The organism is Kitasatospora sp. NPDC033851, assembly GCF_055576085.1.
In genome coordinates this window covers 109,591-133,294 of record NZ_JBVIRL010000007.1, presented here as the reverse complement: position 1 = coordinate 133,294, position 23,704 = coordinate 109,591, and the positions used below count along the sequence as shown (strand labels likewise).

General features: G+C 71.2%; 10 protein-coding genes. 4 read left to right on the top strand and 6 right to left on the bottom strand.

The genetic code is table 11. The annotated features are described in order from the left end of the window. Positions 1-67: 67 nt before the first annotated feature. From malQ to ACZ51D_RS16020, 3 genes are all read right to left on the bottom strand, one after another. A complete protein-coding gene (gene malQ / locus ACZ51D_RS16030; protein ID WP_465662685.1) occupies positions 68-2,155 on the bottom strand; it encodes a 4-alpha-glucanotransferase in 2,088 nt (695 codons plus the stop codon). Positions 2,156-2,439: 284 nt separating this feature from the next. Further along, a complete protein-coding gene (locus tag ACZ51D_RS16025; protein ID WP_465623098.1) occupies positions 2,440-2,814 on the bottom strand; it encodes a hypothetical protein in 375 nt (124 codons plus the stop codon). Continuing rightward, positions 2,814-9,722, bottom strand: coding sequence for a polymorphic toxin-type HINT domain-containing protein (locus tag ACZ51D_RS16020; protein WP_465662599.1), 6,909 nt, complete (start codon positions 9,720-9,722; stop codon positions 2,814-2,816). Before ACZ51D_RS16020 ends, ACZ51D_RS16025 begins: the two co-directional genes overlap by 1 nt. A 277-nt stretch (positions 9,723-9,999) precedes the next feature. Here ACZ51D_RS16020 and ACZ51D_RS16015 point away from each other — a divergent pair, with 277 nt between their 5' ends. The 3 genes from ACZ51D_RS16015 to ACZ51D_RS16005 all read left to right on the top strand — a co-directional run bounded on the left by ACZ51D_RS16015 (position 10,000) and on the right by ACZ51D_RS16005 (position 18,953). Beyond that, on the top strand, positions 10,000-10,191 hold the full coding sequence (locus ACZ51D_RS16015; RefSeq protein ID WP_465662598.1) for a hypothetical protein: 192 nt from the start codon (positions 10,000-10,002) through the stop codon (positions 10,189-10,191). Positions 10,192-10,573: 382 nt separating this feature from the next. Then, a complete protein-coding gene (locus ACZ51D_RS16010; RefSeq protein WP_465662596.1) occupies positions 10,574-14,821 on the top strand; it encodes a ricin-type beta-trefoil lectin domain protein in 4,248 nt (1,415 codons plus the stop codon). Positions 14,822-15,149: 328 nt separating this feature from the next. Beyond that, entirely contained in the window at positions 15,150-18,953 is a 3,804-nt protein-coding gene (locus ACZ51D_RS16005; RefSeq protein ID WP_465662594.1) for a beta-N-acetylglucosaminidase domain-containing protein, read from the top strand. A gap of 145 nt (positions 18,954-19,098) precedes the next feature. Here ACZ51D_RS16005 and ACZ51D_RS16000 read toward each other — a convergent pair whose 3' ends face one another. Beyond that, positions 19,099-19,743, bottom strand: coding sequence for an HNH endonuclease (locus tag ACZ51D_RS16000; protein ID WP_360506205.1), 645 nt, complete (start codon positions 19,741-19,743; stop codon positions 19,099-19,101). 502 nt (positions 19,744-20,245) lie between these two features. On the opposite strand from ACZ51D_RS16000, the gene ACZ51D_RS15995 reads away from it, so the two are divergent. Beyond that, positions 20,246-21,430: a mechanosensitive ion channel family protein gene (locus ACZ51D_RS15995; protein WP_465623088.1), complete on the top strand. Its 1,185-nt coding sequence runs from the start codon at positions 20,246-20,248 to the stop codon at positions 21,428-21,430. Between the two features lie 40 nt (positions 21,431-21,470). Here ACZ51D_RS15995 and ACZ51D_RS15990 read toward each other — a convergent pair whose 3' ends face one another. Together ACZ51D_RS15990 and ACZ51D_RS15985 are read right to left on the bottom strand one after the other, a co-directional pair. After that, entirely contained in the window at positions 21,471-22,715 is a 1,245-nt protein-coding gene (locus ACZ51D_RS15990; RefSeq protein ID WP_465623086.1) for a tetratricopeptide repeat protein, read from the bottom strand. A 39-nt stretch (positions 22,716-22,754) separates the two neighbouring features. Beyond that, a complete protein-coding gene (locus tag ACZ51D_RS15985; protein ID WP_465623084.1) occupies positions 22,755-23,495 on the bottom strand; it encodes a hypothetical protein in 741 nt (246 codons plus the stop codon). Between the last annotated feature and the right edge of the window lie 209 nt (positions 23,496-23,704).

Sequence of the window (23,704 nt, the reverse complement as noted above, 5' to 3'; positions counted from 1 at the left end):
TTATGGGAGGGCGCGCGTCGGGGTCGGCCTGGTGGGGTGGGGGCCGACCGGCGTCGGGCTCCGGCGGTCAACGGGACGGGTCGTGGGGCCTGGGCGGGGCGAGGAGGTGGGCGAGGAGGCGGGCCGTGGGGGTGGTGGCGAGGCGGTCGAGGGTGACCGGGTCGCCCGCGGCGTCCGCGACCGGGAGGCGCCAGTTCGGGTACTGGTCCCAGGTGCCCGGCAGGTTCTGCGGGCGCGGGTCCCCGACCAGGTCCGGCAGCCAGACGCCGACCAGCTCCGCCGGAGTCGCCCGCAGGAAGCGGTACAGCACGGGCATCGACAGCGGCTCGCCCGGGGTGATCAGCCCCAGCTCGGCCAGTTCCGCCCGCCAGTCCGCCAGCTCCCCGGCCGCCTCTTCCTGTTCCTCCCCCAGCGGGCGGGCCAGCAGGCCCAGCCGGTGACGCAGCTCGACGTGCTCACCGGAGAGCCGGGCCGCGGTACTCGGCAGGTCATGGGTGGTGAGAGTGGCCAGACAGCCCGGCCGCCAGCGCTCCGGGGCCAGGATGCCGCCGCCGGCCTGCCAGTCCCGCTCGAACCAGAGGACCGAGGTGCCGAGCACACCGCGCGCCGCCAGCTCCTCCCGTACACCCGGCTCGACCGTCCCCAGGTCCTCGCCGATCACCGCCGTCCCGGCCCGGTGCGCCTCCAGGGCCAGCACCCCGAGCATCGCCTCCGCGTCGTAGCGGACGTAGGCGCCCTCGGTGGGCGGGTGCCCGGCCGGTACCCACCAGAGGCGGAAGAAGCCCATGACGTGGTCGATGCGCAGCGCCCCGGCGTGCCGTGTCGTCGCTCGCAGCAGCTCCGCGTACGGGGCGTAGCCGGCCTCGGCGAGCGCGTCCGGGCGCCAGGGCGGCAGGCCCCAGTCCTGGCCGTGCGCGTTGAAGGCGTCCGGCGGGGCGCCCACCGAGATGCCCCCGGCGAGGACGTCCTGCAGCGCCCAGGCGTCCGCGCCGTCCGGGTGCACGCCGACCGCGAGGTCGTGGATCAGGCCGACCGGCATCCCGGCCTCGCGCGCGGCGCGCTGGGCGTCGGCGAGCTGCTGGTCGACCTGCCAGGCGAGCCATCCGTGGAACTCCACCCGCTCCTGGAGTTCCTTCTCCACCTGCTCGATCTGTGGGCCGTCCGGGTGACGCAGGCCCTTCGGCCAGTGGTGCCAGTCCGCGCCGTGCACCTCGGCCAGGGCACTCCACAGCGCGTGCCGGCGCAGCCACTCGTCCTCGCGACGCCGGAACGCCTCGTACGCGGCCTGCCGGCCGGGCCCACGCGGCACCTCGTGCAGCAGCTCCAGGGCCTCGCGCTTGAGCGCCCAGACGGCGTCGCGGTCGATCAGGCCGTCGTGCCCGAGGACCTCCTCACGCAGGCGGACGGCCCGGCGGGTCAGCTCCTCGGCCCTTTGTCGTTGCTCCGCAGTCAGGTACGCGTACTCGGGGACGGCCTCGATCCGCAGGTGCACCGGGTCGGCGAAGCGGCGGGAGGACGGGCGGTAGGGGGACGGATCGGACGGGGCGCCGGGAAGTCCCTGATGCAGCGGGTTGATCTGCACGAAGCCCGCACCGAGGTCCGCACCCGCCCACTGCGCCAACTCGGCGAGATCGCCGAGGTCACCCATGCCCCAGGAACGGTCGGACAGGACGGAGTACAGCTGGGCGAGGAAACCCCAGCTACGGCCCGGGAGTTGGGGGACCTGCTGCGGGGCGACGATCAGCCGTGCCTGGGCCTTTCCTTCACCAGTCTCCACCTTGAGCGTGTGCCGCCCGAGGGGCAGATCGGCGGGCAGCCAGTGCGAGTGCCCGCGCGGCAGCTCCCAACTCCCCCCGCCCTCCAGCTCCACCCGCAGCCGGGCGTCCGCCGGCACGTCCAGGGCGGTGCGCCGGCCCTGCCGGACCACCACGCATGGCGGCAGCAACCGCGCCTGCTGCTCCGCCCGGTGACGCTCCAGCGCCTTCCGCACCTCCCCCGGCGTCCCGGCCGCCACCCCCAACGCCGCGAGCACCGCCACCAGCGTCCGCGCCCCCACCCCCTGCCCGCCAGGCCCCGGATACCGGGCATCCACCCCGTACGCCTGCGCCAACGCCACCAGTTCGGCAGGCGGCGGCGGAGCATCCTGCGCCGGCACCTGCTCGGCTCCGTCACTGTCGTGGTAAGCGGCCACTCGCGGCTCCTGCGATGTCTCGGCAACGCCCGGTCAGGACTCCCCAAGTCCTACCCGGGTGACACCTCGATCACCCAGCGCGACACGAGGGCCAAGACCCCTGCGTCGAGCTGCGACCCTGTCGGCCGGGGATCGATCGAGAACTCCGGCCTCTCACCTCCGGAATTCGTCCGGAACAACGAACAGCAACAGCCTCATCCGCTGGGACGTGGGGTCCGGTACGCAGGGCTGAACTGGACCCCGCAGGCCTACGTCCGAGGGCCATCGAAACCGTAGAGTTGCACCGCGACACCCTGCTGACGGGCGAAATCCGCGATGCCCTCCACTGCCGCCGCCAGCGCAGTCACGAGCTTCTGGAGCTCCGAATTGCGCTGCTCCCTGCTGGACGCGGCCTCCACCGCCCGCCAGGTGGTCCGGTAGGCGTCTTCCAGTGGACCGATCATCTCGTCGTACTCGATGAGGCTGTCCAGCTCGCAACCAGGCCGACGGCCTTGTGCGGCCATGTCCAGCTGAGCGGTGACTGAAATGAGATCACCCACTAGCTTCACGTGCCTCGGACCGATCCTCCGACTCACCAGAATTCCAGCCAGCACGGCGTTCCAGTTCTCTTCCTCGTCCAGCATCAGTTCCCCATTTCCCTCAGCATCCGAGCGAGTCTCGCAGCTCCGGCCCTACCGGCAGGTATGTCGACCCCACCCGCTCTCAGAATGGCCACGCAGTAGGTAGCGCAACTGTTGGTTCCGTAGCTGTACGCGCCCAGGTCCGCGCCAACCGACTTGAGCTGCTTCCGGACCGCAGCCCCGACGTTGGGAACCCGGAACGTCAACTGCTGAGTGTTCGGTCCCAGCGGCTCGGTGGCTACCTGGGCCGACGTGGGGTAGCCGGTGAAATCCTCCGTACCCGGCGGGGCGTCGACCACCTGCTCCGTCTCAAGCGGGCGGCGGGCGCCATCCGGTTTCACCGAGATGGTCGCATGTCCTCGCGCCCCGATGTCAGGATCCCAGTTGACCGTCGCCGTTCCGTCCCCGTCGCCGCAGTTGTGAACGAGAACCGGGGAGGCTCCTGCCAGCACATAGTACGTGTGGAGCAGGTTGACGGTGAGGTTGTGGGTGGTGACGGCGTAGGGGTAATTGCGGACGGACTGGATGGTGAGGGTGGTGCCGTCGGGCTGGCGGAGGTGTTCGCCAGGGGTGAGTTCGCCGGCGTCTACCCACTGCTGGCGGGTCTCGCTCCAGTAGGGGTGGTGGTGGGTGGAGGTGATCTCCGCCTGGTCGGCGGTCGGCGGGCCGCGGGGGCTGGCGTCGTCGGTGAGGGTGAGGTCGGTGAAGTCCTTGTCGTCGGGGGTGGTGATGGTCGCGGTGACGGGTTCGGGGTGGGTCTCGCCGGTCTGGGGGTCGGTCGCCATGACGACATCGCCCTCGTGGATGTCCTCAATGGACTTGAGAGTGCCGTCCCCCATCAGCACCTTGGTACCGGTCGGGAAGCTGTTGCGGACGAGTGAGCAGCTGGAGCCGGCCGCGTCGTCGGCTTCCTGAGCCGCCGCCTTACTCTCTGTCCCTGCCGCGTCGGTTGCTGTTTCTTTTGCTGCCTTTTCTTCCGCTGCCTTGGCTGCTGCTGCTTCAGCTGCACGAGCCTCTGATGCGGCTGTCTTGGCGGTGATGTAGGCGGCGTCGGCTTCCTTGGCTACGCGTTCGCCGGCCCGGATTGCGTCGTAGGCCTTGTTGATCTCCTTGTAGATCTTGAGGGCCTGGATGCCGACCTTGATGGCCTTGAAGATCTTGCCCCAGGGCACCGCGTTGAGTGCGGTGTTGACGCATGCCATCACGTCGCCCTTGGTGAAGCAGTCGCGGGCGTCGTTGAAGCCAATCAGATCGCCGACGACGTCGATCACCTTGTGCACGAGCTCGTCGCGCTTGTGCTTCGCCTCGTTTACGACCTTGTCGGCAGCATCCTTACGGTTCCCTGCATCCTGCTCCTCCGGCGTCTTCTTCGGCACCGAAGCCAGGGTCGGGGAGTTCCCGCCCGCCGGGGTGATGTAGGAGTAGCCGTGACCGTTGTCCCTTTCAGTCGCGAGGCCATCGCACTCGGCCGTGGTGTCGCAGGTGGGCCTCAGGCCGTTGGCGTCGGACTTGTTGATCGGGCTGTTGTTGGCGTACGCATACGCGTTCCACTGCTGGGGGTCGCCGGGATCGGTGATGGGGTCGGGGCTGATGAAGCGGCCCGTTGTGGAGTCGTACTCGCGGGCGCCGAGGAGGGTGAAGCCGGTTGACTTCTCCTTGGTGCCGCCGACGAAGCCCTTGTCACCGGCCCAGACACCCGCCTCGGGCTGGGTGCCGCGCTCGTTGCCGAAGGGGTCGGTGGGGCGACGGACGTGAGTGAGCGTCGCGGCGTCGAACTGGACGCCGTTGGTGCCGTGCGGGTCCCCGCCCTGGTAGGCGAGCGTGGAGGTGCCGTTGGTGGTGGTGCGGGTGATGGAGAGGCCGGTGGACGCCGCGTAGGAGCGGACGTCGGTGACGGCCTTGGTGTTGGTGTCCAAGGTGATCTGGTCGGCACCCAGGTTGAGGGTGACCTTGCCGGGGTCACGGCGGATCAGCTGGTTGCCGGACAGGTCGTACAGGTAGCTGGTGGCGCCGCTCTGGCCGGTACCGGTGATCTGGTCGAGCTTGCCCTGGGCGTTCCAGGTCAGTGTCCTGGTGCCCGGGGTGTCGGTGATCGAGGTGGTGTTGCCCGTGGCGTCGTAGGTGTAGGAGGTCACCGCGGTGCCGGCCGGGCCGGTCTGGGTGGACTTCATCAGCGCGTGCGGACCGCCGGTGCCGCCGCCCGTCTTCGGGTCGGTGGACGGGGTGTTGGGGCCGGTGCCGAAGGTCTGGGTGGTGGTGACGTCCTTGGTGGTGTCGCCGTTGACGTCCTTCTGGACCAGCTTGGTGCGGTTGCCGACGAGGTCGTACTCGTACTGCTGCCAGTACGGGGCCGGTCCGCCGACGCTCGGCTTGTCGGCGTCCATCGACGGTCCGTCGGTGTTGGCGCAGGCACCGACGCCGGGGACGCTGGGCTGGGGCCTGGTGGTCTGGGTCCCGGTGTCGGTCCAGGCCTGCGTAAGGCGCCCGAGGTAGTCGTGGGTGAAGCACTGCAGGTCGGCGATCTCGCCGTCCTGCGCGTTGCGGGCCGACGTGACCTGGCCGAGGGGATTGTAGGTGTAGTCGACCGAGTCGACGTGGGCGGTCTCGGCGGTCTGCTTGTCCAGGATCGAGCGCGCGACCCGGCCGGTGGCGTTGTCGATGTCCAGCGTGGCGACCACCTGAGCGCCTGCGCCGCCCACGGTGGTGCGGTACGGCCGACCGTACGGGTCGTAGCGGACATCGGCCACGTAGGTCGTAGACGGGTCGTACCCGAAGACGCTGCCCAGGCCAACGAATTGGCCGCCTGAGTCGGTGGTGAAGCTGAGCCTCTCCCGACCCATGCCGGCCACGTCCGGCAGGGTCGAGGTCTCCAGACGGCCGCCCGCGTCATAGGTGTTGTCGGTCTGGTAGACGCCGGCGAGTCCGCCCTCGACGGCCGGGATGGTCGTCCTCGCGCCGGTCTCGCGGTACCCGATGTCGTAACCCGTGACCTCCGACTTGTACGCGTCCCCGCTCGCCCCGCCCACGTAGCGGGTCGAGGCGGTCGGCTTGCCCTTGGCGAGGGTGTCGAAGGTCCAGGCGGCGACCTGCTTGGCCGGGTCGACCGTCGTGCCCTCGTAGGCCGCGACGGTACGGCCGAGGAGGTCGGTGACGCTGGTCGCGCTCTTGCCGCGCGAATCCGTGGCTGTGACGAGGTTCTTGCTGTCGTCGTACGACGTCGTTCCGATGCCCGAATCCGGGTCGGTGGTCTTCACCGGGCGGCCGAGCAGGTCGTATTCGTACGTCCACTGGTTGCCCGCCGCGTCCTTGCGCCAGACCTCCTTGCCGTCCGGCGTGTAGCCGTAGGTGGTCTCGTCGTACGCACCGGTCGGGGTGTTGTCCTTGTACTGGCGCAGGGCGATGGTGTTTCCGCGGGCATCGGTGATGGTCGCGGAGGCGTAGCCACCGGCCGGCGGAGTGGTGCGGACCTCATCGGCACCGACGAAGTCGGTGTGGGTGCGCCACTGTTCGATGCCATAGGACTGGAAGATCGAGTCGACGACCCGGCCCATCCCGTCGAGCTTCTGAACGGTCTGGGAGGGGATCTTGCTGTCCGGCTCCACGCCGCCGTTGGGCAGGAAGAGCTGGCCGCTGGGCTGCGCCTCGTCGTTGTAGTAGGCGGCGCTGGTCTTGGTCTGCCAGCCGTGCGAGTCGAACAGCGCGTCGGTGACCATACGGCCGATGGCGCCCGAGGGCGTGCTGGCCTGGGTCTGCCGGACGCGGCCGAGGCCGTCGTAGATGGTGAAGCTGGAGGTGTACCTCAGGCCCCCCATCAACGCCTGGCTGAGCACCTGCGAGGGCGCGTTGGTGCCGTTGACCGAGTAGGAGATCTTGCGGTTCGGCCGGTTCGGGTTCTTGGCCCGGTCGTTGCCCGGACTCCAGCTGGCCAGCGCGCGCCCGAGGGCGTCGAAGTCCTGCTCGCTGATCCGGCCGTTCTCGTCCTTGATCTTGAGCGGTGAGCCGCGGCCGACGTCCAGGGTGCTGACGGTCTGCCAACCCACCGGGTTGGTGTGGGTGACCTCCGTAGGCAGCTGGCCGGCGGCCGGGGAGTACGCGGTCTTGGTCTCGGCGCCGGTCGGGTGGGTGGCGTCGGTGCGGGTCGGGTCGATGGTGCTGACGACTCGACCGTAAGCGTCGAAGCTCGCCCTGGCGGTGGCCCGGTAGACCGGCTTGCCGTTGGTGTCGTAGCGCTCCAGGACCTCGGTCGAGGTCTGCTCGGCCTTGGCGCCGGACTGGCCGAGAGGCAGGCCGTCGAAGTACGCCCGGGTGTCGGCGACCGTGTTGTCCTTGGTCGCGGTCTGGCCGCAGGCGCCCTTGAGGACCAGCGTGCGCGAGGCCAACTGCGTGGGTGCGCCACCGGGGCCGGCGGCGTACTCGAACGAGGTGCAGAGCAGTTGCTCCGGGTGGGTCGGGTCGCCGTTGTCGTAGACAGTCAGCGGACGGGCGAACGGCGTCGAGTCGTACGAGGTGGAACGCTCGCGGGTGCGCCAGCCGTTGGCCAGCTTGTCGTGGTTGGTCACCTTGAGGACGTTGACGGCTCGGGCCGTGATCGCCGGCATGCCGCCGGACTGGCCGCGAGTCGCCGTGACCGGGCCGATCCACGGGTCGGAGACCACGGTGGAGAGGAGCTCGCCGTTCTCGCCGTTGTAGTTGGCGGAGTCCCGGATGAAACCGACCAGGGCGTTCTCGTCCTTGATGGCGCCGCCGTGGACGTCGGTCACGGTCACCTGGCGGGTGGTTCCGTTGGCGAGGACGTCGCCGTCCATGCCGCGCAGGAACGTGGCGACCGACTTGGTGCGCGGCGCCTCGACATCGTTGCCGCTGCCGGTGAGGGTCGTGACCGTCGCGTAGCCGCGGAACTGGTCCCAGGTCCGGCTCTTGGAGTCGGCCATCTCGGAGTCGTTGCGGTGCCAGGCCGCGCCGCCGCCGTACACGTAGTTGGTGACGACCGCGGGCTGGCCACCGGCGACCGAGTCCTCCTGGGTGACGGACTGCACGATGATCTTGTTGAACCAGTCGTTCACCGGATCCGGCGCGCTCTGCCCGGGCAGGTACCACTTGACCGGCATGCAGGCCATCGTGTTGCTGTCCTCGGACGCCGGCATCGTCCCGCCGGCCTCGCGCGAGCACTCTGCCGGCCGGTAGACGACGTTGATCAGGCCGCCGGTCTCGGTGGTGATCTTCTGGATGCGCGGGCGATTGTACGGCTCGATCGAGGCCGAGGTGCCGTCCGGCGCGACGATCTGGCCCTGGACGCGGTTGGCGATCTGAAGCGGCTGGAAGGACACCGCCGGCAGGGTGATCGGCGTGCGGTTGTTGCTGCCGGTGTGCTGGACCGAGTCCAGCCACAGTGACGGCGAGGTGCCGTCACCCGGGTCCTGGAACGACTGGTTGAGGGCTAAGGAGTCGACCGGGCGGTACGTGGCGCCGTCCCACACCTCGGTGTCGATCTTCGTGAGGCGCTTGGTGGTCCAGAAGGTCGGCGAGTAGACGGTGCAGTCGCCGGTCGCGTCGCAGTTCTGGTCGACCGGGGTGTCCGGCCAGCGCTTGGCGTTGGCCTTGGTCCGCTGGGACGGGTCACAGGTGAAAGCACTGTCCGGCAGGCACCGTTCGGCGGTACGGAACCACACCTGGGCGGCCGGGTTGGCCTTGCCCTTGGCGGCGATCTGGTCGGGCAGGCGCTGGCCGTAGCCCACCCAGGTCGGGTAGCTGGCGCGCTGGTACTGGGTCCGGGGGCCGTTGCCGTTGTTCTGGCCGCCGCCCTGGACGTAGCGGTTCTGCTCCTGCTCGTACCGGTAGGTGATCAGGTTCTGGTGCGGGTCGACGACGTAGTCCAGCGACCACTGCCAGCCCATCTGGTTCCAGGTGTTGGTGGCCGGGGAGCCGCTCTTCAGGCACGGGTCCTGGCCGCCGGGCCAGTAGACCGGGAGGGTGGAGACCGAGTTGGCGGCCTGGTCGGTGCCGTCGCCTCCGGGCAGGTGGTTGGCACCGAAGTAGAACTGCGTGCCGTCGACGGTGGTGATCCGCCAGGCCTCGCCGTTCCAGGCACCGTTGTTCTGGCCGGTCAGCCGCTCGACCTTGGTGCCGTCCTCGCCCTGCAGGTGCCACTCACAGGACTTGTCGTCCTTGACGAGCTGGCCCGCGTGGCCGGCGAGCGAGAGCTGGAGCAGGTCGCCGCCCCAGCACTGGTCGCCCGACTTGTCGATGCCGGCGTCCTTGCAGCCCTTGTAGCCGCGGACGATGGAGCCCGGCTGCCACTCCCAGCCCTCGCCGACCCAGGACGGCTGGGCGTTGGTGGAGGCGGTCTTGCCGTCCACGGCGGAGGAGTCGTAGCCGAGCGATACGTCGGGGGCGGGTCCGGCCAGCGCGGAGGGCAGCTCGACGGTGTAGCCGTAGGTGAAGTTGCCTGCGTTGGCGCCGGCCTGCCAGGAGGCGGACGGGGTGATCGGGGAAGCGGTGAAGTCACCGCTGCTGCCCTTGGCGTCGGCCTCGACGGCGAGCGCCACCGTGGGGGCGGCGGCCGCCGGGCTCGCGAAGGCGCCCGAGGTGAAGGACTTGGCGGCGGCGGAGGTCGGCTGCGGAACGTCGACCTCGGCCACCAGCCGGCCGGTGGAAGCGTCCCGGTGGGACGGCACCGGGGTGCGAGCCGTGCAGCCTGCGGCGCCAGGCGTCGTCAGCGCGCAACCGGGCAACTGGACGATCCTCGCCCTCGAGGCCCAGTTGGCGCCGGCGTTCTTCGCCCAGGGCTCGACGTCGATCCCGACCTGGACCCGACCGGCCTGGTTGCCCGCACCGGTGTCGGTGAGAGCGACCAGGGCACCGTTCACTCCGGCGGCCTTCGCTTTCCCCTGATCGGCCAGGTCGACCTGCAAGGCCGAGGAGTCGTCCTTGGCTGACGGGGTCGCCGGTGCGGTTCGAGCGGCCGATTTCCCACCCGGGGCCGGGGCGATCCAGACCGGCAACGAGCCGGCCTGAACCGGCTGCGAGGGCGTGGCTGCCGGTGCCGCGTCGGATGCGGTCGGCGCCGGCGCCGCCTTGGCGCCAGCGCCGCCGAGGACCGCGGTGGCCCTGCCGGACGGTGGACTGGAATCGGTCGGTGGCGACCACTTCTTTCCGGGATCGGGGTGGTAACCGGCAGCCTTGCCGTTCGTGCCCTTCACCGGATGGGTTTCCGGCACCGGCGTGTTCGGCGGCACCCAGACCTTCGGCGGAGTGGCCGCGTGGGCGACCGCCTCGACCGAGGGGATCGTCACCACCGACATACAGACGGCCAGCGCGGCCGCGACAGCCACCTTCAGGCTGCGCGGACGTGTGAACACGCGGACACGACGAGACAACTGATTCCCCCACAGATCACCAAAGCTCGAATCGGGCCGACCCCACCAGCCCAGGCTTCCGGCACCTTAGGGGCACACGACCTATCCGGAACAGGAAGACTTCATGATCACGCAGTGTGAGGAATGTCACCCGGAGAGCAATGTGCCACCACCCGAGACAACTCGGACACCCTGTCGACAAAACGCTTTGACAGCGAAGCAATTGTGAAGGCAGCGTGCCGCTGACTTCTGCTCACATCACCTTTGACGACGGGGTCTTCATGTCGAGGGCAAAACCTCCATCTCTTCCAACTCCCGGACGGAGCACGAGAAGCCGGACATTCGGCGCGGCGCGCCTGCCACTCGCCTGCACGGCCGTCCTCTCCCTCGGCGCGTGCCTGTTGGCGGTGCCCGGCATCGCCGCGGCGGCTCCCGCCGACCGCAACCACGGCCCTGCCGACACCTCCTGGCCGGCACCTCCACCGCCTCCGGCCAAGGGACGGTCCGACGCCCGCTCGGCGCAGACCGAGGCGATTCGCGCCGCCCAGGCGAAGGCCAAGAGCACCGGAAAGCCCGTCGTCGTCGATGCCTTGACCACGGGGAACAGCCGGACCACGGCCAATCCGGACGGCACGGTGACCAACGACTCCACACCGGTGGCGGAGCGGGTCAAGAACGCCGACGGCACCTGGCGCGCCGTGGACGCGACCCTCCGGACCAACCCTGACGGCACGATCACGCCGACCGCCGTCCCGTCCGCGCTCACGTTCTCCGGCGGGGGCAGCGGGCCACTGGCCACCATGGCGACGGCGGACGGCAAGAAGCTGTCGATCAAGGCGCCGTTCGACCTGCCGAAGCCCGAACTCACCGGCAGCTGCGCGCTCTACCGGTCCGTCCTGCCCGGCGTCGACCTGGAGCTGAGCTCCACCACCGCGGGCGGCTGGCGCCAAGTCCTGATCGTCCGCACCGCACAGGCCGCCGCGGACCCGAAGATCAAGAATCTGCACCTCGACACCGTCGCCGATGGGCTGACCGTCAAAGCGGACGCCAACGGCAACCTGACGGCCGAGGACACGGCCGGCAAGGCCCGATTCACCGCTCCGGCCCCGGTCATGTGGGACTCCGCCCCGGCCGGATCCCAGCCCAAGTCGGTGGCCAACGCCGCCGCAGCCGCCCCGACGGACGGCACCCCGACCTCGGTCGGCTCCGACAGCAAAGCCCCCGGCCCTGGCGCCAGGACCGCTCCGATCACCACCACCGTCAGCGCCAGTGGCATCGACCTGGTGCCGGACCCCTCGTTGCTCGCGCAGGGCACCGGCCCCTGGTACATCGACCCGGGTTGGAACCCCAGCGTCGACAACGGCACCCAGGCCTGGGCGCAGGTCCAGTCGGCCTACCCCGCCACCCCGGAGTACAACGGCACCCAGTACGGCCAGGACAAGCCGGGTTCCGGCTACTGCGGCTACATCGACACCAACAGCCGCTGCCAGAAGGAAGGGAAGGAGCGCGCCTACTTCCAGGTCGGTCTGAACCCGACCTTCTGGGACTCGGCCGTGCTGAGCGCCAAGCTCTACGCCACCATCGCGGAGTCGTCCAGCCCCTCGACGTCCACGCCGATGGGCCTCTACTCGACCGGTGCGGGCAACAGCAACCCGATCAACCAGTGGACGCGCTGGGAAGCCCAGCCCTGCCCGGAGCTCTCGAGCTGCGCCAAGGTCGGCACGAACTGGATCATGGGAGCGGGCGGCAAGGAGTTCGACGTCCTCCCCCAGATGACCTGGGCGGCGCACGAGCACTGGGGCGGGTGGACCTTCCTGTTCGCCCCCGAGGACGAGACCAACAAGTACTACCACCAGCGGTTCGCGAACAACCCGCACATCGTCGTCACCTACGACTTCGCACCCGCCATCGGCAGCCCCGCCACCAGCCCGACGCCCGGCTTCGCCCGTGACGCCGCCTACAGCCCCTGCCAGACCCCCGGAACCGGCAACCCGTGGGACAACCCGGGCTGGGTCGGGATCAACACCGACGTCAACCTGAGCGTCGACACCTGGTCACCGACCGGTGAGCAGCTCTGGACCACGTTCAAGATCTGGGACGACGACGACAACGGCTCCTCGAAGGTCTCCGACACCAACTGGGCCGCCAGTTCGGGCCGCAAGAACGTCAGCGTCGGCCCGCTGATCGACGGACACCAGTACGGCTGGTACGCCGTCACCGACGACGGCACGCTCCACAGCGGGAACTCCCCGATGTGCTACCTGCGTATCGACCGCACCCCGCCGACCGCCCGCATCACCTCTCCGGACTTCCCTGAGTCGGGCACCCTGGGCGGACACCCGAAGCTCGTCGGCCAGGAGGGCGTCTTCACCCTGACCGGCACCGACCCGGCTCCGGCCACGGGCGGCCGCTCCTCGGGTCTGGCCTGCGCCCGATGGACCACGGACCCCGTCCAGGCCGCCGCCACCGGATGGAACTGCACCGACGGCGGCAACATCGTCAAGATGGACGGTGACGGCAGCTTCCAGCTGAAGTACACCCCCTGGCACTGGGGGACCAACTTCCTCTACCTGCAGACCCAGGACAACGCCGGCAACATGTCGCAGCCGGTCGCGTACACCTACTTCGTGCCGAGCAACCCCGCCGCCGGCGACCCGGTCATGGGCGACATCGACGGCGACCGGAGGAGCGACGTCCTCCTGCCGGACGGCACCGGCTCACTGCGCCTGGTGGGCGGCGGCGCCGACCCGTACGCGGCCCCGAACACCAGGCCGGCCTCGGCGCCCGGTGCGGCGAACAACCAGGACTGGAGCACGGCCCAGATCACCCACCGGGGTTCGTTCACCGAGCGGAACGTCGATGACCTGATCGCTCACGCTCCCGGCGCCGCCGAGTTGTTCCTCTACGCCAACGACGCGATCGCCGCCCACCTCGACGGTCAGACCTCCGTATCGCTGTCCAAGTCCGGTAGCTGTGGGCTGCCCGACGGCACACCGATCTCGTGCTCGGACCACGGAAACGGCAGCGATTGGGCGTCTGTGACCCAGATCGCAGCGTTCGGATCTCCCACGGGCGATACCCCCAGGAACCCGGGCACGACCACCACCGGCCTGCCGCGTTCCTCCCTGCTCTACGTCGAGAAGGGCCGACTCTGGCTCGCGCTGTCCTCGATCGTGGGGAAGCTCGACGGGCCGAACATTCTGCTCTCGCAGGACCAGGCCTGGGACTTCTACGACCTGATCACCCCCGGGCCGACCAAGGGCACCAACATCCCCACCGTCTGGGGCCGGTCCAAGGGTGACGGAACCATCCACGCCTACCAGTTGGCCAAGGGCAGCGCCCCCGGGACCTTCGACGCCTCCGGCTTCGCCGACCCCACCAAGGGCTGGCTGGCCAACGGCGTCGATGCCAAGCTCTACCCGAAGGTCGGCTCCAACGGCGACGTCACCGGTGACGGTGTCCCGGACCTCTGGGCGGTCGACACCGACAATCAGCTGGTCGCCTGGGCCGGCGTCGGCACCAAGGCGGCCGATGTCAACAGCGGCCCGGCGGTGACCGGCCTGGAGCAGAGCCCGGTCGCGCTCGGCAACCTCAACCGGCCGATCGACAACTGGCTGGCCGCGCCCGACGGCGGCAACGCCGTCGGCGACGGGCAGAAGCGCGCCAACGGTACGGCCTCGGGCGTGAGCTGGGTCGGGGACACCGTGGACGGCCGGGCGGTCACCGTGGGCGCCTTCAGTCCCGACGCGGGCTCGAACATCACCATGTCGGGTCCGGTGGTGGACACCCGCAAGAGCTTCACCCTCTCCACCTGGGCCAAGTCCGGACCGGGCGGCGGCGTGGTCGCCAGTCAGGAGACCGGGCACGGCAGCACCTTCATGCTGTACACCGACGGCCCCGGGCGGAACTGGAGCTTCGCCCTGGCGTACGCGGACGACGACAACTGGTCGTACGACTTCACCCGCGTGGTGAACGCCAGTGCCCAGACCCACCCCGGCGTCTGGACCCGGCTGACCGCCTCCTACGACGCGAACACCGGCATGATGGCACTGTACGTCGACGGTGTCCTCGCCGGTACCGCGATCCACAGGGCGAGCAGCGGCCCGCCGTCGTCGGGGCCGTTCGAACTCGGCCGCTACCGGTACCAGTCGAAGCCGAGCCCGAGCTTCGACGGCGGCATCAGCAGCACCGCCGTCTACCCCTTCGCGGTGGCACCCACCGCACCGAGCGTCACCGGGGTGGTCCGCTCGGCCGTCAACGGCGACATGTGCGTCGACGACACCGGCGCCGGTACCGCCGACGGCACCGCGGTCCAGCTCTACGAGTGCCACGGCGGGCCCTCGCAGCAGCTGTCGCTCGGCAACGACGGCACGCTGCGCGTCCTCGGCGGGTGCATCGCTCCGGTGAGCGCGGGTGCGGGCAACGGCACGCCGCTGGAGTACCGCACCTGCGACGGCACCGCGGCGCAGCAGTGGGTGCCGTTCGCGAACAATGTGCTGTACCACCCGGCTTCGGGCCGGTGCCTCGACCTTCCGGAGTGGAAGGCGGTCGACGGCGCCCGGCTCGACTTGTGGGATTGCAACTACGCGGCGAACGAGCAGTGGAGCGTCCCGGTGCTGCGGACGGCCGTGCTGCCTGCGCCGCCGCGTTCCTGACGTCCATGTCCTGAGCTGGGCACACGGGCCCGCTTCGCCGGTCGGCGGGGCGGGCCCGGCGTGGTATCGGGGGCGGGGTCGGGGAGGGGATGAAAAGGGGCAAGACAGGCATAGCCGTCGGTGGCGTTGACACCGGGTTGGGTAGCTGGTGGGGTTGCGGGCGATGTGGTTCCGGCCTGGCGAGGAGGCTCCTGTGCAAGCCCGAGTGTCAGTTGTGGCCGGGCGGCGGCTGCGGTCGCAGCTGGAGCAGAGTCCGGCGTTGCGGGACGTGTTGCAGCATCCGGCGGCGTTGGTGGCGCGGCGTGCGACGGCGCGGACGTGCCGTCAGTTGGCGCCCCGGACGGCGGACCGGCTGATCGCCGACCTCAAGGGCACGGAGCCGCTGTTGGCGTCCGTGCGGGCGGAGCGTGCGGCGGGGCGGCCGGGGCGGCGGGCGATGCAGATCGCGGCCGGCGTGGCGGCCGCGGCGGTGGTCGGCGGGCTGTTGGCCGGGCCGTTGCCGTCGGCGTACGCCGCGACGCCGGGGCCGGACGTGGTGAGCACCGCGCCGCAGACGCCGCTGGGGAGCGTGACCGATCCTCAGGTGTTCCCGCGGCCGCAGGAGCAGGCGGTGGCGGGCAGGGCGGTCGTGGTGCCGGGTGCCGTGACGCTGGTGACCACGCCGAAGGCGGACCCCGGTGCGGTGCTGGCCGTCCGTGAGGTGCTGGACATCGCCGGGGCGACCGACGTGACGTCGCGGTCGGACGGCGGGACGCCGGTGGCCGGGTCGCTGGTGGTGTACGTCGGCGGACCCGCGGAGGGTGCCGGCGGCGAGGTGGACCGGGTGCTGCGGCAGCTGACCGCCGCGGCGGGTGGCAAGGAGGGCACCGCGCCCTCGACCGCGAACCTGCCGGCCGGCGGGTACGTGCTGTCGGCCGGTCAGTTGCCCGCCCAGGGCGGCGGGACGTACGGCGCGGTGGTGCTGGCGGGCGTGGACGCCACCGGGACGTTCTACGCCGCGCAGAGCCTGCGCCAGCTGCTGGCCGCCGTGCCGGCCGGGCAGGGGCAGGCGGCGGGCGCGAACGGGCTCGGCCTGCCGGGGATCACGCTGCGGGACTGGCCGAGCGGCGCGCCGGTGCGCGGCACCGCGGAGGCGTTCTACGGCACCCCGTGGACCGCGCAGCAACGGCTGGACCAGATCGACTTCCTGGGCCGCTCCAAGCAGAACTTCTACCTCTTCGCCCCCGGTGACGACCCGTACCGGCTGTCCCGCTGGCGCAACGCCTATCCGGCCGCGCAGGCGGACGAGCTGCGCGAGCTGGCCGCCCGGGCGCGGCGCAACCACGTCACGCTCGGCTACGCGATCGACCCGGGGCAGTCCCTCTGCTTCAGCTCCGGCAAGGACGTGGACGCGCTGGTGGCCAAGCTGGACGGGCTGCGGGCGCTCGGCTTCACCGCCTTCCAGCTGCAGTTCCTGGACGTCAGCTACGACGAGTGGCACTGCGGAGCCGACCGCGACGAGTACGGCACCGGGCCCGCCGCGGCCGCCAAGGCGCAGGCCGAGCTGGTGAAGAAGGTCAACGACCGGCTGATCGCCAAGAACCCGGGCCTGGCGCCACTGTCCGTCGTCCCGACCGAGTACCACCAGCAGGGCGCCACGCCGTACCGCAAGGCGCTGGCCGCGGCGCTGCCGACGGGCGTGCAGGTGGCGTGGAGCGGGGTCGGGGTGATCCCGGAGAAGATCACCACCGCGCAGGCCTCCGACACCACCGACCTGTACGGGCACCCGCTGGTCACCATGGACAACTACCCGGTCAACGACGCCAGCCCGGACCGGCTCTTCCTCGGCGCCTACACCGGGCGCGACCCGGGCGTGGCCACCCGCTCAGCAGTGATGCTGACCGGCGCCATGCAGCAGCCGGTGGCCTCCCGGATAGCCCTCGCCACGGCCGGCGACTACGCCTGGAACCCGGTCGGCTACAAGCCGGACGAGTCCTGGCAGGCCGCCCTGCGCTCGCTGGCCGGGCCGACCGGCGCCGCCGCGACGCCCGCCGGGACGGCGCTGCCCGCGGTCACCGCCCTGGCCGGCAACAGCACCTCCTCGCCGCTGTCCAAGCAGGAGTCCGGCTACCTGACGCCGCTGCTCGACCGCTTCTGGGCCGCCGCCGAGCCGACCTCGGGCACGGCGCCCGACCTCGCCAAGCTGATAGAGGCCGCCGGCCCGCTGCGGGAGGCCTTCGCCGCGATGGCCACCGCCCAGCAGACCCTGGCGGGCACCCCGGCCACCGCCCAGCTGGCCGGCGAGGCCGCGCCCTGGCTGGGCCCGCTGCGCGACTACGGGCTGGCCGGGCAGGCCGCGCTGAACATGCTGCTGGCCCAGCACGGCGGCGACGGCGCGGCGGCCTGGAAGGCCCGGGTGGAGCTCAACCGGCTCCGCGAGCAGCTCGACCGGGCCCCGGCCACCATCGGCGCCGGGGTGCTCGGCCCGTTCCTGGACCGCGCCGTCCGGGCCGCCGACAACTGGGCGGGCGTGGTCGGCGGCGGGGTCACCGCGACCACCACCCTGGGCACCGCGCAGGACCACCTGCCCGGGCTGATGACCGACGGCGTGGCGAACACCTTCTACTGGAGCTCCGCTCCCCCGCAGCCGGGCGACGCGGTCGGCCTCGACCTCGGCGCGGGACGCCCGGTCAGCGGCGTGACCGTGCTGATGGGCAGCTGGGGCAACGGCGCGGACGCCGCGACCGCCGTGGACGACTACATCCGCGACGGCGTACTGGAGTACTCCACCGGCGAGGGCGGCTGGAAGCAGCTCGCCGTCGTCAGGAACCAGAAGACGGTCAGCGCCCAGCTCCCGCCGGGCACCGTCGTCCGGGCGGTGCGGCTGCGGGCCACCGCGGCGCAGAAGACCGCCGTCGCGGTGCGCGAGTTCACCGTCACCGCCCCGGACGAGTCCCCGGCGAGCGTCACCGGCGGGCCCGACGCGCTGCCCGGCTCCTCCGCCGCCGCCGTGCTGGACGGCAACCCGGACACCGCGTACCGGGCCGCCAAGGCGCCGACCGCGCAGGACGACCCGCTCATCGTCGAGCTCGGCGCCGCCCGTCCGCTGGACCGGCTCACCGTGCTGACCGACCCGGGCGTGCGCGCCACCGCCACCGTCGCGGTGCGCCGGGCCGACGGCACCTGGGCGGACATCGGCACCGTGCAGCCCGGCTACAACGAGCTGCCGGCCGGCGGGCAGGTGGCGGACGCGTTCCGGCTGACCTGGAAGCCCGGCGGCGACCCGCCGGTCGTCAACCAGGTCATCCCCTGGTACGCGGACGCCCCGGCGGCCCGGCTCACCCTGTCCGACCCGGCCCTGGACGTGGTCACCGGCGCGGCCTCGGCCGCCCAGACCCGGGCCACCGTGGAGGCCGGGCGCCCCGAGGGCACCACCGGCGAGCTGCGCGCCGAGGTGCCGGCCGCCGCCAAGGGCCTGACCGTGACCCCGGCCGGCCCGGTGACCGTGCCGCGCGGCGGCCGGGTGGGCGTGCCGCTGCTGGTCGCCGCCGCGCCGGGCACGCCGTCCGGGACGTACCGGGTGCCGGTGCGGTTCGTGGCCGGGGCGACCACCGTCCAGCAGGTCCTCCAGGTGCACGTGGTCCCGCCGACCGGCGGGCCGGACCTCGCGCTCGGCGCGAAGGCCACCTCCTCGGGCGACGAGACGGCGAACTTCCCGGCCTCGGCGGTCGCCGACGGCGATCCGAAGAGCCGCTGGTCCTCGCCGGCCAAGGACGACGCCTGGGTGCGGCTGGAGCTGCCGCAGGCGACCCGGCTGGGCTCGGCGGTACTGCACTGGCAGGCCGCGTACGCGAGCTCGTACAAGATCCAGGTCTCGGCGGACGGGAACTCCTGGACGGACGCGGCCACGGTGGACAACGGCAAGGGCGGCGACGAGACGGTGCGCTTCGACGCGCCCGGGGTCCGGTTCGTCCGGGTCCAGGGCGTGGCGCGGGCGACCAAGTACGGCTACTCGCTGTACGGGGTCGAGCTGTACGCGGTGACCCCGCCGGCCGCGCCGCAGCCGCCGGCCGGCCAGCCGGGCCAGCCCGGGCAACCGGGCGGTGCGCCGAGCGCCCCCGCGACTCCTCCGGCGGCGCCGCCGAAGCCGTAGCCATAGCCCGGCGCGCCCCGTCGGCTCGCCGGGCCCCGAAAAAAGGGACCAACGCGGCGGGCCGCCGTGCTCCCCGGTGCGGGGGCGCGGCGGCCCATGAGGCGCGTACCGACGGTGTGACGGGCGAGCCCTTGTGTCGCTTCGGTCAGGCGGAGAGCGGTTCGGGCTGCTCGCCGCGGCGGATGGGGGTGGGGTGGGCGCCGTGCACCCGGCCGATCGGGACCGAGTGGTTCGGCTCGGTATGGTCGAGGTGCTCGTACTCGCCCCACTGCGGGGCGCGCAGTTGGTCCGCGCCGCCGTAGGGCTCCAGGTAGGGGCGCCAGCGCGGGTCCTTGATGCCGGTGCCGATGATCCGCCAGGCGAGTCCGCTGGGCGGTGCGGGTGGGCGCTTCATCCGCCACCCGAGTTCGGTGAGGTGGCGGTCGGCCTTGGTGTGGTTGCAGCGGCGGCAGGCTGCCACCACGTTGTCCCACCGGTGCTGGCCGCCCCGGCTTCGCGGGATGACGTGGTCGACGCTGGTGGCGGCGGCCCCGCAGTAGACGCAGCGACCGTGGTCGCGGGCGAACAGCGCCCGGCGGGTGAGCGGGACGGGCCCGCAGAACGGGACCCTGACGAAGCGGGTCAGACGGACGACGGACGGCGCCGGAAGGGCGCTGGTGGCGCTGTGCAGAGTGACTTCCGAGTCCTCCAGGCTGACCGCCTTGTGGTTGAGGACCAGGATGAGTGCGCGGCGCATCGATACGACGCCGAGTGGCTCGTAGGACGCGTTGAGGACCAGGACATGCGGCACGGATGCCTCCTTGGACGCCTGCGGCGCGTGGCTCGCGCCGGGACGAGCGGTTGGATCGCGCAACGAGTACGCGATCTCCCCCAGTGTCGCCTTACGCCTTTGTACGGCGCCACCACTCCTGTGTAACGGAGCTGACGTGAACTCCGGGTGTGGTCTCTGTCATAGCCGGTATGCCCGGGGAAGGTCGGGTTGCACCCGGGTGCCGGCCGAGCACCGCGCGGGGGCCGCCCGGTGGCCCTCCCGGGGGACGACTCGGCCGGTCGGAGCAGTGTCCGGCCGGGTCGGGGCGGCGTCCGGGGCGGGGTGCGGGGGGAGCGCACCGGGGCGTTGACGGGGCGTCCGGGCCGTTCCGTACGCCCTTCGGCGGCTTCCCGCGAGGCGGCGGACGATCTTCGGCGTGTCCGGGCGGGCGTTCGGCGCCGGATAGGGTGAGGCGCACGGTCCGCGGGCCGCTTGCCGGCGGTGCGGACCCGACACGCCACCCAGCAAGGAAGGTCCGCACGTGTTCAGCTCCGGTGCCACCGGTCTGTCCGACGCGTCCTCGACGCCCTCCGCTCCGACGCCGGCCCCCAGCCCCACCGCGCAGCTGCCGAACCTGGACCTGCGGATCCCGACCAGCGCGCAGGAGGTCTCGGACACCACCAAGCAGGCCGCCAGCTGGTTCGACACCCACTGGCAGAGCTGGCTGGCCTCGGGCCTGCGGATCGTCTTCATCGTGCTGCTGGCGCTGGTGCTGCGGGCCATGCTGCGCAAGCTGATCACCCAGCTCATAGGGCGGATGGCGCGCACCCCGGAGCACCAGGAGGAGAGCCGGCTGGGCGGACTGCTGGCCAACACCGGGGTCGTGAACCCGGAGCGGCGCCAGCAGCGATCGGAGGCGATCGGCTCGGTGCTGCGCAGCGTGGCCTCCTTCACCATCCTGGGCACGGCGGCACTGATGGTGCTCTCCGCACTGGGCGTGAACCTGGCGCCACTGCTGGCGAGCGCCGGTGTGGCCGGTGTGGCGATCGGTTTCGGCGCCCGCAACCTGGTCACGGACTTCCTCTCCGGGGTCTTCATGATCATGGAGGACCAGTACGGCGTCGGCGACGAGATCGACACCGGGGTGGCCAGCGGCACAGTGCTGGAGGTCGGCCTGCGGGTGACCAAGCTGCGCGGCGCGAACGGCGAGATCTGGTACATCCGCAACGGCGAGGTGAAGCGGATCGCCAACATGAGCCAGGGCTGGGCGACCGCCTCGGTGGACGTCCAGATCGGCTACAAGGAGGACCTGCTGCGGGTCGAGGACCTCATCCTGCGGACCGCCGAGGAGCTGGCCAAGGAGGCACCGTACGACGAGCTGGTCTGGGCGCCGGTGTCGATCCTGGGCCTCGAATCGGTCGCGGCGGACTCGGTGATGGTGCGGGTCGAGGCGCGGACCGCGCCCGGCAAGGCCCCGGCGGTCTCCCGGGCGCTGCGGCAGCGGCTGAAGGTGGCCTTCGACAGGGCCGGTATCAAGGTCAAGGAGGAGACCCCGACGGCGGCCGGCGCGGCGGCGGCGAGCGCGGCTGGGGCGGCGACCGGAGTGGTGATCGCGCCGGCGCCGGCGCCGGCGGCCGAGCAGACGGCGCCGTCCGCGCTCAGCGACCCCAACTCGGCTCGCTTCAAGGCCAGCGAGCCGATCCCGGCCCCGAAGCCGGAGCCGTAGGGACACCCTCCCCTCGTAGAACCGACTGCTCCCGCCTTCCCTAACGAGGGACCGGCGGGAGGTTCGTAAGCGTGCGCAGAGCCTGATCACGCGCGCGGAAGCCGAAGCTGACGAGGGTGACGCTCTCTCCGGCACTGAGGGGCGTCCGGCCGTGCGGCGTGAGCGCGCCGTCGAAGACGACGCAGTCACCCGGGGCCAGGTCGCATTCGAGGTGGCCGTCGGCGTTGATGAAGACGGTGGTACTGGCCCGGGGCGCCCTGGCAGGGCGCTCGTGCTTGAGGCAGAGGATCAGGTTGGCCTCGCCGAAGCCGGACTCGTCCACGTGGAAGTCGAGGAACTGCCCTTCCTCCAGGTACGCGATGTAGACGGCGGTGTGCGGCTGCTCGACGTCCAGGCCGGTGGACCGCGCTACGACTGCGGCCAGATCGACTTGTGCGGCGAAGCGGTTCGCGGTCTCGCCGACTGCCGCGTTCCACTTGCCGTTGTGGAGGTATCCGTCAGCGGCTACGGCCTTCTCGGCCTCCTCCGCCATGGCGGCGACCAGCTCGGCGGGGAACGGCTGACCAGGCAGGTGGCGCGGGTGAACACGCTGGTGTGCAGTGAGGCCGCGCACGGCGTCCCGGAGAGCGGGGAAGTCCTCTGCCCACCGGGCCGGCGTCCGGGCCGTGGTGCGGGATTGGAGCCATGAGGTCCACTGACCGCTCCACCGGCGCGGCACCGCGTCGTCGGCCGCCGATGCTTCGGCCTGGCCGATCAGCAGCTCCACCCGGGCGAGCGCGGCCTGGGTGGACTCGATCAGCTCGGCGTCCCCCTTGGCGATCCGTAGCCGCAGCGCTTGTTGCAGATGGTCCCGGGCACCCGCGAGGTCGCCGCGCTCCATGAGGTGCTTGCCGGTGTGCTGGAGCGCGAAGTCGACGAGTTCCGGGTGCCGGCTTCGCGCAGTGTTCAGCGCGCTGCGGTAGAGCGCGTCCGCGGTCTGCACGTCACCGGCATAGCGGTGCGCGTCGGCGAGATTGAGCCCGGTGGCTACGACGGCTCGGGTGTTGCCGATCGCTGCGGCCAAGTCGAGCGACTGCCGGAGGAACACACGGGCCTCCTCGTGGTCGCCCAGGCACATCTGGCCGATGCCGATCCATCTCGTCAGGACCCGAGTACGCGCGGGATCGGTGCCCTCGTACAAGCCCTGCAGTTCCTGGTGGAGTCGGCCGACCGCAGTGGTCAGCTCGTTCCGGTCGGTGGGGACCATCCGCAGGTTGTCGTCGTGGGTGATGAGGTGCTCAAGCACTCGACCCCTCCGTCGTTCGATTCCATTCAGCGTGGCGCACTACAGCTGGTCGGTCTGATGGCGCAGGTCGGCCAACAGCTCCACCCCGTGGGGGGAGAAGTGCTCACGCAGGAGTTCGAGTTCGCGCATGAGGTAGCGGACGGCCGGCAGCGCCTCGCCGTAGGCGCTCTGGAAGCTGGCGCGCTCGTTGGGCGACAGGTCGTCGCGGCGCAGTTCGGTCTGGCGGAAGCGCAGCAGCTCGTTGTACACGCAGGTCGCGTGGAAGGCCCTGTCGATCTCCCAGTACTGGTTGCGGTCCTCTCCCTGCCCGGCCCGCCACCTGATCTCGATCCTGGGGGATGTCCTGGAGGAGTACCCGTCGGCGAAGACCTGGTTCTGGAGGACGTGGAAGCTGATCGACTGATGGGTGCCCTCGTGCAGGATGTTCTCCGCCAGGAAGAGGTGGGACGGCTCCTCGCTGACGGTGTTCGGCGGGATGTGGCGCCGGGCCTTCTCGGAGAACACGATGACGTACGGGAGTGCCGGGTCGCTGGAGCTGGTCAGCGAGGACGAGTGGACGCCCGGCTTGAGGCCCACCCACAGCAGCCCCCGAACGAATTCGCGCACGCGGGCGAACCCCTCAGGGTGGATCAGCGACAGGCGGTCCAGGGCCTGCGTCAGCGCCACGCGGCGCTCTTCGGTGTGCTGGACGATCTCGTAGTCCGTCAGGTTGATCTCGTCGGCGATCTCACCGGGAAGCTCGGCGTCGAACCAGCCGAAGGCGGCCCCGGCTACGGTCACGGGTTCACTGCGAAGAGAACGGGCGTGCTCCGCGTAGGGGGTGCCCGACTTCACCAGGCGCTGTGCAGTGCCATGATGGGCCTCCTGAGCGGGTCGGAGTCGATCGCCTTGAACGATCTTGCGGCACAGGTCGCCACTCGCACCATGAACTTGCTCGAACTTGCTCTGGCATTCCGCTACGACGACCGCTTGCTCGTCAACCCGCTGCC

What these genes read in the sequence shown, in the direction of transcription:
- ACZ51D_RS16025 (WP_465623098.1), bottom strand. Translation starts at nt 2,814, where the DNA reads ATGCTGGACGAGGAAGAGAACTGGAACGCCGTGCTGGCTGGAATTCTG.